This window comes from Firmicutes bacterium HGW-Firmicutes-1 (assembly GCA_002841625.1).
Lineage (GTDB): Bacteria > Bacillota > Clostridia > Lachnospirales > Vallitaleaceae > HGW-1.
On record PHAG01000006.1, the window covers coordinates 1 to 12,869 of the forward strand.

Annotated in this window: 14 protein-coding genes; 9 read left to right on the plus strand and 5 right to left on the minus strand. The window is 33.7% G+C overall.

Features of this window, described 5'->3' with window-relative positions; genetic code table 11:
- The first annotated feature begins 103 nt into the window (after positions 1–103).
- Together CVU84_07635 and CVU84_07640 are read left to right on the plus strand one after the other, a co-directional pair.
- A complete protein-coding gene (locus CVU84_07635) occupies positions 104–490 on the plus strand; it encodes a hypothetical protein (protein ID PKM94789.1) in 387 nt (128 codons plus the stop codon).
- A gap of 9 nt (positions 491–499) precedes the next feature.
- Positions 500–850, plus strand: a complete 351-nt coding sequence (locus CVU84_07640; GenBank protein ID PKM94790.1) for a hypothetical protein — start codon at positions 500–502, stop codon at positions 848–850.
- 616 nt (positions 851–1,466) lie between these two features.
- On the opposite strand, the gene CVU84_07645 is transcribed toward CVU84_07640, so the two are convergent.
- The 5 genes from CVU84_07645 to CVU84_07665 form a co-directional block, all read right to left on the minus strand.
- Positions 1,467–1,901, minus strand: coding sequence for a pyridoxamine 5'-phosphate oxidase (locus CVU84_07645; protein ID PKM94791.1), 435 nt, complete (start codon positions 1,899–1,901; stop codon positions 1,467–1,469).
- A gap of 99 nt (positions 1,902–2,000) precedes the next feature.
- Positions 2,001–2,888: an AraC family transcriptional regulator gene (locus CVU84_07650; GenBank protein PKM94792.1), complete on the minus strand. Its 888-nt coding sequence runs from the start codon at positions 2,886–2,888 to the stop codon at positions 2,001–2,003.
- A 180-nt stretch (positions 2,889–3,068) separates the two neighbouring features.
- On the minus strand, positions 3,069–4,448 hold the full coding sequence (locus CVU84_07655; GenBank protein PKM94793.1) for a hypothetical protein: 1,380 nt from the start codon (positions 4,446–4,448) through the stop codon (positions 3,069–3,071).
- Between the two features lie 2 nt (positions 4,449–4,450).
- Positions 4,451–4,663 carry a transcriptional regulator gene (locus CVU84_07660; GenBank protein PKM94794.1) on the minus strand — a complete coding sequence of 71 codons (213 nt, stop codon included), beginning with the start codon at positions 4,661–4,663 and terminating at the stop codon, positions 4,451–4,453.
- A 12-nt stretch (positions 4,664–4,675) separates the two neighbouring features.
- Positions 4,676–5,149: a hypothetical protein gene (locus CVU84_07665; GenBank protein PKM94795.1), complete on the minus strand. Its 474-nt coding sequence runs from the start codon at positions 5,147–5,149 to the stop codon at positions 4,676–4,678.
- Positions 5,150–5,450: 301 nt separating this feature from the next.
- Between CVU84_07665 and CVU84_07670 the strand changes: the two genes are divergently transcribed.
- The 7 genes from CVU84_07670 to CVU84_07700 all read left to right on the plus strand — a co-directional run bounded on the left by CVU84_07670 (position 5,451) and on the right by CVU84_07700 (position 12,869).
- A complete protein-coding gene (locus CVU84_07670; protein ID PKM94796.1) occupies positions 5,451–6,101 on the plus strand; it encodes an HAD family hydrolase in 651 nt (216 codons plus the stop codon).
- A gap of 47 nt (positions 6,102–6,148) precedes the next feature.
- A complete protein-coding gene (locus CVU84_07675; GenBank protein PKM94797.1) occupies positions 6,149–7,030 on the plus strand; it encodes a rubrerythrin family protein in 882 nt (293 codons plus the stop codon).
- A 60-nt stretch (positions 7,031–7,090) separates the two neighbouring features.
- Positions 7,091–7,867, plus strand: a complete 777-nt coding sequence (locus CVU84_07680) for an ABC transporter ATP-binding protein (GenBank protein ID PKM94798.1) — start codon at positions 7,091–7,093, stop codon at positions 7,865–7,867.
- Entirely contained in the window at positions 7,867–9,084 is a 1,218-nt protein-coding gene (locus CVU84_07685; protein PKM94799.1) for a hypothetical protein, read from the plus strand. The genes CVU84_07680 and CVU84_07685 overlap by 1 nt, the downstream gene beginning before the upstream one ends.
- 51 nt (positions 9,085–9,135) lie before the next feature.
- The gene (locus CVU84_07690) at positions 9,136–10,107 is read left to right on the plus strand and encodes a mannose-6-phosphate isomerase (protein PKM94800.1); all 972 of its coding nucleotides are present in this window, start codon (positions 9,136–9,138) and stop codon (positions 10,105–10,107) included.
- A gap of 95 nt (positions 10,108–10,202) precedes the next feature.
- Positions 10,203–11,540 carry a polynucleotide adenylyltransferase gene (locus CVU84_07695; protein ID PKM95006.1) on the plus strand — a complete coding sequence of 446 codons (1,338 nt, stop codon included), beginning with the start codon at positions 10,203–10,205 and terminating at the stop codon, positions 11,538–11,540.
- A gap of 327 nt (positions 11,541–11,867) precedes the next feature.
- Positions 11,868–12,869 carry a hypothetical protein gene (locus tag CVU84_07700; protein ID PKM94801.1) on the plus strand — a complete coding sequence of 334 codons (1,002 nt, stop codon included), beginning with the start codon at positions 11,868–11,870 and terminating at the stop codon, positions 12,867–12,869.

Sequence of the window (12,869 nt, forward strand, 5' to 3'; positions counted from 1 at the left end):
TAATAATAATTTGTTTCTATTAGGAACAATAAATTATGCAATCTAGGGTAGACAAAGTATTGATAAATTCCAAAAAATAAAGTAAGGTTAGAGGAGGAAGAAAATGGCACAAGTAATGGGTAGTTATAAGACAAGCAGTTATAAACCGACGTCCATGCCAAGCAGTAGCTATAAGCCAGCAACATCCATGCCAAGTAGTAGCTATAAGCCAGCGACATCCATGCCAAGCAGTAGCTATAAGCCGACGACATCCATGCCAAGCAGTAGCTATAAGCCAGCGACAACAACGACAAGCAGTAGCTATAAGCCAGCGACAACAACGACAAGTAGTAGCTATAAGCCAGCGGCAACAACGACAAGTAGTAGTTATAAGCCAGCAGCGATGCCAACGACAAGTAGCAGTTACAAGGCAGCAGCAACAACGACCAGCAGTAGCTCCTTAGCAAAAGCAATTTTGGAGGATTCTCTAAATGCCTTAGCAGGAAAATAGGAGGATGACGTGTACAAATATGATGAAGTTATTTCAGTTTTAACGAGTAATTTTTCTGAGATGAAAGAAATTTTTGAAAAAGATGAAGATTACTATGAGGATTTACCATATCTTTTTTATGAATCTGAATTTGTCCCCTTTATTGTAGAATGCGCTAATAACGGAAGTGAAGGTATATTGAAAAAAGCATTTGAAATAGTTGAGGAATTAATGAAGAATGGTGATGAAAAGGTTGTTAATTTAGTTGAGGTTGCAGTTGTTGAAAGCATTTTTCTAGATACTACGATTTCAAACAAGAAGATAATCGAGGAATATTTTGGAACTTTAACAAAGAATAGTTATCAAGATTGTACTAAGTAAGAGAACTAAACTCACGTCATAAGCTAGACGAAACTTGCGACATAACTTTAAACATAACCCATGGTTTCGGCAATACCAGTCAGACCATGGGTTTCTTTTCATCAGTATTGCATATGCTAACTGCATAATTGTAATTCTGCAGTCACTTGCATGTGCCTGCAATCTAATCCCACGGAAACCGTAAAAAAACGGCTTCAAAAACAAAATCTGTATCAACCAAAGGACGAACAAAGAAAACCCGAAAATCGATGTATAACATGAAAGAGACCATTGGCAATGAACTGACCCCTTTAACCCAAACTGATCTTCTTATTGTGTATCAGGATCAACAACAGTCATGTGCGACCACCAAAGCAGTAACACCAATGCCAATTACTGTGTGAGCAGCAACTGGAGGCAAGGCTATAAACAAAGGCATAAAAGCAGTCGATGCAATGGGAGATGTTGCTAAGGTTGTAGATAAGGGTAAAGGGGACAAGCACTTTTGTCTTACTCCTTGCTTGTTATGAGAAATAAGTGTAAAAGTCAGAAGATAATAATGATATATGCTGTAAGAAAGGTCAGACTTTATTTGAGGTAATTCAAAGTATGACCTTTTGTTAGTTGAAATTAATTTTTATAAATAAATATTATCTTTAGGTGCAAAGTTTGTCTGTATAGTCCACGTTATAGCAACTCCATTTTTTAAACTAAAAACGGCAAATGTCTTGTAGAAGTCCTCTAATTCACCGCTTTCCCTCCAGGGTTTTAAAAATGTACGTGAAGGATGTTCGCAAATTTCATCTTTTAAATCATTATTATCGATTAACTCTAATTCGCCTCTTACTCTTACTTGTATTCCTTCTTTAAAATCATTAAAGCATAGTTCTGCCTTTGGATTGTTAATAATTTGAGAATATACATCTTTCATGATTCCTGTATGAAAAATAATTCCGGATTCATCAGCTTTATAGAGCAACATTCCTCGTACTCTAGGTTGATTGCCTTCAACTGTTGCTAAAAAGAAAGCGGGGTTATTATTCATGATTTTGATTATATCGGGTTTCGTCATTTTAATATACCTCCTATAGCTATTATTTAAATAGAATACAGGAAGCTTTCATTAAATGCTTTCAAAATCCTCTCATTTGTATTAACTATCCTGCTGGATTCAATGTATTAAATACATACTTAGAAATTCAGAGGGTGTAATATTCTCATGCTGAACAAAGCTTGAGGAAAAATGGGAAGGACTATTAAAGCCACACATTAGAGATATTTCGGTTATGTTTTTAGAAGCGCTTTTTAATAATTTCTTTGCTTTATCTATACGTAATCGAACTAAATATTCGATGGGAGACATATTTGTTTCTTTTTTAAACACACGTATAAAATGGGATTCTGACATGTTAGCTATTTTAGCAAGTTGTAAGTTAGAAAGCTTTTTACCATAATGTTGATGCATATATTCTACTACTCTGTTCATCTCGATTTTATCAGTGATAACTTCAGTTGCTACATTTACATTTAAGAGGCTTCTAATTAATTGATTTGTAATTAGTAAGGATAGTGATTCTAATATGTTTTTATATCCACAAGTTTTATTGTCATACTCCGACATGAATTTCTTTAAATAAATCATAATATCATAATCAATTAAAAACTGTTTCCATATGTATTCGTTTGGTTTTTTATTTGAATAAATCAAGTATTCTTTTTCATAAAATTCTTTTGAAATGAACAATGCGATATATCGGATAAATGTTTCGTTTAACTTTTCTTCATGTGGTATGTTTGGTGATAATGCTGCCATTGAATAATGTTTTGGTTTTAGCTTTATCTCAGGCTTGAAAATGCTTAGATCTTCCGAAAACGATAGTACAAAAGAATAAGATGGATGTGTATGATTAAGCTTAATCGCATATTCACAGCATCCAACACTAGGAATAAAGATTCCAAAGTGTTCAGAAATATAGTAATCAACATATTTAAGGTCACTTTCAGTAATGTCACCGACAAGGTTTTGAATCATCTTAAGATTGTTTATGCCTGATTGCATTCTACTGCCCTCCATTTAATATTGATAAGATAAGGGAATAATTGCCTTTGTCCTTTTGTTTATCCTTTTTTAAAAACTATATAACAAATTTAAAAATGTTAATATATAGTAAATATGTTGATTGGGTCAAAGCGCAAGACAAAAGTGCCTGACCCCTTTAACCTACCTGACCCCTTTAACCTATCTTGACATGTTCCATTCATACCACGTGAAATCTGAAGAGTATCTTGCCTGTTTTTCGCTAAAGTTCTTTTTGAAGGATTTTTGAATGTATTTCGGATATTCTTCCATATGCTCATCAATTACTGGCAGGGCATCTAAGGATAAACTTGATAAGTAATCATAATCAAGTTTTACGCGATGGTTGCTATTCATATACCGATCAATGTTTCTTTCTGCAATAAAGGCATCAATATTTATGAAAGTCAGTAAAATATAAAACGTAAAAACGGCTATCGTCGCATATTCTAAGAACTTAAAATTAGGCTTGAAAATGCCAATCAGTATCGGTATCAAAGCAATCGATTCGGCAATTAAGAATAAATAAACCAATAACCTTAATCTTGTATATCCATAGGTTGATTCATAAAGACTCATTCTATAAAAAGCTGAGAAGGTCATTATATACGTACAGAGGACCGTAATTAAAAGTAGTCCGTTGGTTAATATATGATTCTTTTTAAAGTGATTAAATACTGTAACAACGATAATATTAATGGTGGATACAAACACCAATTGAAAAAAACCTTCTCTAGCATACTGGGCATAATATAGTCCGTCCGGAAGCTTGTTTCCAAGGAACAGATACTTAATTTGAATAAAGCTAAATGCTAGATAAACTAAATTAATACAAATTAAGAAAACATAAGAGCTTGTTATATTAAAAATCTTTTTGGGACTGTTTAGTGTATTGGTAGGAACATAATTGATTTTTTTCCCCAAGTGACTATAAATGTAAGAAGAAAAAAAGACAAATATAAAAAATCTGAAGATAGCTTTTCTAAAGACTACAGATGGTGACAACCAAACCATTCTTTCGATGATGTTACTAAACACCAAATCTGATGACAATAGTATTGGTCCTACAAAAATTAAGAACATGCAAGCCAATACAAGCCCAACAATGACATTAATGAAGCCTTTCTTCTTAACGGTTGATATAATTTCTAAATCTAAGAACAACTGGTTTAGTTTGAAGAGTGGCAAAAACAAACTTTCTATCGTTAAAAATAGCCACTGAAAAATATTAAAAGTAACAATGCTATGAACAATTAACCCATACATCCCAATGATCAGAGCAAAATTTAAAACTTTAAAAAGTTCAAAATCAAACCTGAAAAATGGTATTGATAACACTAAAATAATAATACCAGATACAATATATTTCTTTGTATTGAAACTCTCCTCATCCTTAATGCAATAATATCCAATAGTTAGCAAAACAGTATTAAATAGGAAAACAGAAATTCCTAACCTTGCAAATAGAAAAAAATAATTAAACAAAACACTGAGCATGATACTAGTAACTAAAATTTTAGCTTTCTTACTTTTAATATGCATACTTACACATCCTCTCTATATTCTAAAATATCTCCAGGTTGACATTCTAACACGTGACAAATCGCTTCTAGGGTTGAAAATCGGATCGCTTTAGCTTTGTTGTTTTTCAATATTGATAAGTTAGCATTTGTAATACCAACTGCTTGAGCGAGTTCCGTGAGACCAATTTTCTTTTTTGCCATCATGACATCTAGATTAATAATCATTTGACCCATATGCTCGCTCCTTTATATTGTTAAGTCGTTTTCTGCCTTAAATGATACGGCACTTTCAAATAGCTGTGCTAGAACATAGCAAAAAACCATAGCCATCATGAATATAAATACAACAATCATTGTAAAGAAAGAATTAATAATAAAAATTTTCGTTAAATATACGATTGAAATAACTACACACATCAAACAAATCCTCATTAATGATGTAACGTTTTCACTAATAAATGGATTATCTAAAGCACAAGTCTTAAATATTTTTCTTAACTCATTTAAGATGATAAGTGCACAGATGCCGGATATATATAATATTGCTAAAATATAATAATATAATTTGCTTGCATCTGGTATGTTGAAGGTAATGTCAAAAGTAACATACCAATTAATTAGCCATGGCAAGGTTATTAATACTCCAGTAGCAAAAATCATTAAAAACAGCATAAAGTAGTTTAATAGTAATGTTAAAAATTTAAAAGGCAACACTTTCATAGAATCCTCCTAATATGTTTTTTTATATATTATCACACATCTGACTATAAATCAATAATAAATTATCGATAAACAATAAATAATTATTGATAAACGAACATATTCGCATGGTCACTCAGTTCTGATATGACCTTTCTTATGTATAGATAATTGTTATTGAACATGCATTACTGCTTTGTTTGGAATAGATTAAAATGACAAAAACAGAAAATAATGATATAATATTTTTTGATGGGGTATGTTTGATATTCCCCATTTGTTCGCAATAATTTGCAACAGTTGTGATTAGGTGGGGGAAATTATGGCTATTAAACTTATTATCTTTGATCTAGATGGGACTTTGGTTGACTCAATTGAAGGCTTAGCAGCTTCGATGAACAAGGTTTTATCATCAAGAGGCTATCCGGAGCATAGGGTTGAAGATTACAAAAGATTTGTAGGAAATGGAATTAAGAAATTGGTTTCTAGAGGCCTTCCTGAGGAAAATAGAGACCCTGAAACGGTTAATCTATGCTATGATAAAATGCTCCTAGCGTATCAAGAACTCTATGCTATAGGCATGTCAATTTACAAAGGAATCGATGCAGTACTAAATGAACTCAGCGCTAAAGGCATAATACTCGCCATTAATACAAATAAAAATCAAGAAATGGCAGAGAGAGTTGTTGATGGATTCTTGAGCAAATGGAATTTTGTCAAGATCATGGGAGAAGGAGCAGTCAGTACAATTAAACCAGACCCAGAAGCAGCAATTCAAATAGCATCAGAAGTAGGGGTTAAGCCGTGGGAGTGTATTTATATAGGAGATTCTGAGGTGGACTTAAAAACGGCTCAAAATGCAGGAATGCATTCTATTTTAGTAACTTGGGGATTTCGTACGGAAGAAGAACTTTTAAGTCATAAACCAGAGGTATTGATAAAATCACCAAATGAAATCTTGAGATATGTATAAATTGACAAAAACTTGTCACTAAAGATAAAACAAACTACGAAAGGGGAATGGTAATGCAAAAGGTAGATCCAGAATTGAAAAAGATGTTATTACAGGAACAAAGAAATGAGATGACAGGTCATTTAATATATAAGAAAATTAGCAGCAGAATTAAAGATGTTGACAATTCTCAAATTCTAAAAGATATCAGTGAAGATGAACTCAGCCATTATAATCAATTTAAAAGTATAACAGGTGAAGATGCTAAACCATATATGATAAAGGTTTATTTTTTCTATTTTGTTAGTATGCTTTTTGGTTTGACTTTTGGAGTTAAGCTGTTGGAAAAAACAGAAATTCAAGGTCAAAAAATCTATACAAAGTATCAAGGGGACTTACCCTTATTAACAACTGTTTTAGAAGAAGAAGAAAAACATGAAAAAGAACTAATCGACATGCTGAATGAAGAAAAGCTTAACTATATTGGTTCTATTGTTTTGGGCTTAAATGATGCGTTGGTTGAACTTACTGGAGCTCTAGCGGGTTTTACATTTGCATTTCAAAATACTAGAATCATTGCGTTAACAGGTTTGATTACTGGAATCAGTGCTTCTTTTTCAATGGCCGCCTCCGAATACTTGTCAAAGAAACAAGAAGAAGGTAGCGCAGAGGCAGGAAAGGCAGCTGTTTATACAGGAATTGCTTATGTTTTAACAGTAGTTTCACTAATTTCACCGTTTTTACTTCTACAAGATCCCTTTATAAGTCTAATTGTAACCTTGGGGATTGCTGTACTAATCATACTTGTGTTTAATTACTATGTATCCGTTGCCAAGGATTATGATTTTAAGAAAAGGTTTATAGAAATGGTTGTAATTAGCTTAGGTGTTTCAGCAATATCTTTTATAGTGGGAATATTGGTCAAACAAGTATTCAATATTGAAATGTAGTAAACGAAAACTAGCATGCCATGATAACAATGAAGCAATAATAAACGGGAGGCAAATATTTTGATAGAAATTAAGGATTTTACAAAAGTTTATCATTTAACTAAAAAGCAAATGAAGGAACAAAAATTAAAGGCAAATCAGAAGATAGCTGTTGACAACATTAATTTTGTTGCAAAGGAAGGTCAAATCTTTGGTTTGCTCGGACCAAATGGAGCTGGTAAAACAACAACACTTCGAAGCATCGCAACTTTACTTAAACCAACTAAGGGTGAAATCATGGTTCAAGGCTTTGATGTTATAAAGGATCCAACAGAGGTAAGAAGAAGAATCGGCTTTTTGACTAATGAACTAAAGTTGGATACCCACTTTACACCTGCCTATACGATGTCGTTTTTTGGTAAGCTTCATAGTATGGAGACAAAGGATATAGAGAATAGAACAGCTGAATTATTCGAACATTTTGGTATCAAGGAGTTTGCGAACAAGAAGATTAGTGACTTATCTACAGGTATGATGCAGAAGCTATCTATAGCGGTTAGTTTGATACACGATCCTGAGGTGGTTATATTTGATGAGCCAACGAATGGATTAGATATTATTACTGCTAGGGCAGTTACGGATTATCTACAAAAGCTAAAGGAACAAGGTAAATTGATAATTGTATCCACACATATTATGACAGTTGCAGAAAAACTGTGTGATAAGGTAGCGATTATAATTGGTGGAAAGAAGGTTGCGGATGGTACGATTCCTGAGGTACTTAAGCAAACGAATACGACTAATTTAGAAGATGCCTTTTTTGAATTATATAAAGTAAATGTTGGGGAGGGTGCATAATGTTATTGAATATTATTGGAAAAGAATTAAAACGTGTTTTTTCAGATAAACGTTTGGTTATATCAACTTTTGTTATACCAGCGATTAGTATTTATGTGTTGTATAGCTTAATGGGAAATATGATGGGCAATCTAGTGGGAGATATTGAGAGTCATACATCAATTGTTTATGTTAGTAATGCACCTGAAAGCTTTTCTAGTTATTACAACTCAGTGAAGGATACCTATAATATGGAAGTTTCCTTTGGTGATTTTGATAAAAATGATTATTCTGAAGGGATTAGAAATGGCGAAGTTGATCTATTCATACAATTCGAGGATCAATTTGACGAAAAAGTAACAAGTTATAAAGAAAGCCATCAGGCACCAGAAATAATGACTTATTCAAATCCATCAGAAGAGTATTCTAGTGAGGCGAAGAATAATTTCGTATCTGGCCTTTTAGAGGGTTATGAAGAAGTAGCATTAATGGAGAGGTTTGGAAACATTAACTATGTAAAGGCTTTTGATGTGGACAGAACAAATCAAGAATCAGTAATTGTTGATGAGAAAAAAGCTGCGGCGTCAGGACTTGGCATGATAGTACCTATGATTCTTGCTATAATATTATTCGCAGGGGCGATGGGAATCGGTATGGATACAATAGCAGGAGAAAAAGAAAGAGGAACGATGGCAACGTTATTGTTAACCCCTGTTTCTAGGGAAACAGTTGCACTAGGAAAGGTTATTGGACTCGGAATTGTTGCGATTATTAGTGCGGCATGTTCCTTTGGTGCGATTATTGCATCTCTTCCGAATATGTTATCTTCCTTTGGAGGAGCAGAGGTAGGGCCAATTGGATTGTCCTTTAGTCCACTTCAATATATTCAATTGTTCGCAATTATGATTACTTTAGTGGGAATCTATGTTGGATTAATCTGCTTGATTTCTGTTAGAGCTCGCTCTGTAAAAGAAGCAGGTACTTATATGGCACCAATTTATATGATTATTATGATAGCTTCATTTAGTACGATGTTTACAAAAAGTGGTGAAATTGCACTTTATAAATTTGCAATTCCTGTATATGGAAGTGTAACGGCACTAAAAGAGATGTTTTCCTTTGATCTATCTATGTTAGAATTTGGAGTCTCAGCAGGTGTTTCGCTTATTGTAACTGGAATTATAATTAAATTGATAACCAAGACCTTTAACGATGAAAAGGTAATGTTTAACGCATAGCCTTATACAAGCGAAAGTATATATTTTTGACTATAGAATGGAGACATAGAAATGTACTTACTATTATTAGAACCGGATTACAAGGAACGAGTATGGGGTGGACAAAAGCTCAATACTTTTTTAAAGAAGGAAATACCCTTTACTCATACGGGAGAAAGTTGGGAAGTGGCCTGCCATGAGAATGGGAATTCAATCATTAGAAACGGCAGCTTAAAGGGGATGACCTTAAAGGCGGCAATCGATACTTATGGTGAGGAATTAATAGGGAACACTATAAATAAAGGGAAGAAATTCCCTCTTCTATTGAAGTATATTGATGCTAAGGACTTGCTTTCCGTTCAGGTTCATCCGGATGATGAGTATGCGTTTGTAAATGAAAATGGAGAACTAGGGAAAAATGAGGCATGGTATATATTAGATGCTGAGATTGGCTCGAAATTATACGTTGGCTTAAAGGAAGGCGTTACAAAGAAAATATTTGTTGAGGCATTTCAACAGAATTGCTTAGAAACAGTTTTAAATGAACTAGAGGTAAAAAAAGGCGATGTAATAAACATCCCTGCTGGACTGATCCATGCGATTGGTACTGGAATTCTGCTTGCAGAGGTCCAACAAAATTCTGATACAACCTATAGAGTTTACGATTGGGGACGTGTCGGTTTAGATGGAGAAATGAGAGAGCTGCATATTGAAAAGTCTCTAGAGGTTATCGACTTTGAAGGATTGCATTCAAAATCTGTAGTAGAAGGTACGAAGCAGGTGGAAGAAGGCTACGAAATGACCTACTATATTAAGAATAAATATTTTTCATTAGATAAAATTAGTGTATCAAAAAGCTATAACGTATTGAAGCCATCAAAACACTTTGAGCTGTTTATGTGTGTCGAAGGGAATGCCAAAATTAGTTGTAACGAAGGCGCAATTGATGTAGTTCATGGAGATTCCTTCATGGTGCCAGCCAGCATTGAGGAGTATACCATAACTGGCAGTGGAGCATTTATAAGAGCTTATGTACCTTGCTAGGGAATATAAGCAATGGGGGCCAATCAGTAAAAGGTTTTAGTTGGCGAATAATATAAAAAATAATTTCACAATAGAAAGTAAGGCAGAAACTTATGTTGAAAATTAATTTACCAAACAATGTAAATGAGATAATCAGAAAACTTGATGAGTATGGCTATGAGGCTTATGCTGTGGGAGGTTGTGTTAGAGATTCTATTCTTGGGGTAAGCCCTGACGATTGGGATATTACAACCTCTGCTTTGCCTGGGCAGGTTAAGAAACTCTTCAAAAAAACGGTAGATACTGGACTTAAGCATGGAACAGTGACAGTTTTTATAAATCAAATTCCTTATGAGGTTACAACCTATCGAATTGATGGAGTTTATGAAGATCACCGCAAACCAATGGACGTAGAGTTTACACTGGAAGTAGTTGAAGACTTAAGGCGTCGGGATTTTACAATGAATGCAATGGCATATAATGAAAAAAATGGTCTTGTTGATGTTTATTTTGGAATAGAAGATATAAAACGTCAGATTGTACGTTGCGTTGGAAGTCCAAGTGAACGATTTAATGAGGATGCTTTAAGAATGTTACGGGCAATACGTTTTTGTGCAAAACTAGGTTTTGAAATGGATGAAGCAACGGAAGCGGCTATCATACAATGTGCACCACTCATAGAAAAAATTAGTGGTGAGCGTATTCATATGGAGATGACTAAAATACTCATATCAAATAATCCACATTTTATAGAAAAGTTGACCTCATTAGGTTTAATGGCTTATATTATACCAGAATTTATGAAGAATGTAGGTGTTGAGCAACACAATAAGCATCATATTTACACAGTTGATAATCACATTTATGAAGCAATAAAAAATGTGGAAGCGAGCGAAACGCTACGCTGGACCTTGCTACTTCACGATATTGGAAAAGGATATTGTAAAACAATAGATGATGAAGGGGTCGGTCATTTTTACAATCATCCGAAGCTCAGCGTTATAATAGCAAAAGAAGTTCTGAATCGATTAAGATTTGACAACAAAACAATATCAGATATATTGAAACTGATTGAACATCATGATTATCGCATTGAGGCTGATATGAAGCAAGTGCGAACGGCGATTAATAAAATTGGTGAAGAGCTATTTGAAGAGTATATAAAGGTGCAAAGAGCAGATATAAGGGCACAAAACCCAGCGTACATGGAAGAACATCTAACAAGACTAGATGAAATTCTCGTTTGCTATAGAGAAATAATTGAATCTAGACAATGCACCTCACTTAAGGATTTGCAAATTAACGGAAAAGATTTAACCGATTTAGGGCTACCCCAAGGAAAGACAATAGGACTAATTTTAAATCAATTGCTAGAAATGGTTATTGAAGAACCTGGCCATAATAATAGGGATTGGCTTCTAAATAGGGCGTTACAACTTAATAAAGAGAACTGATATAAATCGTTCATCCTATTCTCATAAAACTTATTTTTGCTCATATACATTAGAGTAGCAATAATAAATATTTTATGAGGATAGGATTTTTTTGTGACGAGTAACGTGCTACATAAGCAATTGGAAAATCGGCAGGTAGGTGACAGGGGGTTTAAGCACGGCGTATAAATAACAAAGTTATTTAACGCGGCCTAGCCGATTTTCAGGATCACTAGCAAAGTTCAACATAAGCAATTGGAAAAGCGGCAGGTAGGTGACAGAAGGATTAAGCACGACTTAGCCGATTTTCAGGATGCAATAAAACCTTAGCGGGTAAAAAATGGAGGGATTCACTTGTTTGAACAATACGAGAATATTGTAAATCAATATAACATACAAGTACGAAATTTTTACAAGGGCAGAGGTGCTATTCTTATAGAAACAGATTTAGGGTTAAAACTGTTGAAAGAGGTTCAACTGCACGAAGATAAACTTATGTTTATATATCAGTTACAAGAAATACTACGTGCTCAAGGCTTTTATATTGATACAATGCTTCATACTAAGGATGGTGAGCTTTTTGCCAGGGAAGACCATAAAAAATATGTACTTAAGGATTGGACAGAGGGTAGAGAAATATACTTTAATGATAAAAATGAAGTGCTAGTAGCTGTAAGACATTTGGCAAAAATGCATTCTGTGAATTTACAGCCGATTAAAAAGTGCGTTTATGAAAGGTTTGATAAAAGTGATTGCCTTTTAGACGCGCTTACTAGACACAATAAAGAACTGATAAGAATGAGAAACAGTATAAAAAGAATGGGTAGCTGGTCAGAATTTGATTTGCTCTATTTGGAATCCTTTGATTATTACTATATGGAAGCAAAAAAAGCCATATACCTTATTAATAAAGTATATGAAGAGGCGCAAAGGTGTCATAATCTAAGTAAGGTTATCATCCATGGTCAATACAATCATCACAACCTTATTTTTGATGATACAAATAAATTACATATTTTTAACTTTGAGTATGCGGCTTATCATTTGCCAATAATTGATTTATATAGCATGATAAGGAAAACGATGGAAAAGAATGATTGGGACGTTAAGTTTGGACTTGAAGCATTTGATGAATATACTCGAATCTACTGTTTAAATAAGCAAGAGCTAGAATTAATGGCATACCTTCTTATGTATCCAGAAAAGTTTTGGAAAATAAGCAATTATTATTTTAATTTAAACAAGGCTTGGAAGCCAAAACAAACACTCGTAAAGCTTAGAAAGCTAGTTGCACAAGAAGAGAAAAAGAAATGCTTTATTGAAAAATTTATTCACTATATAAAATGCTAG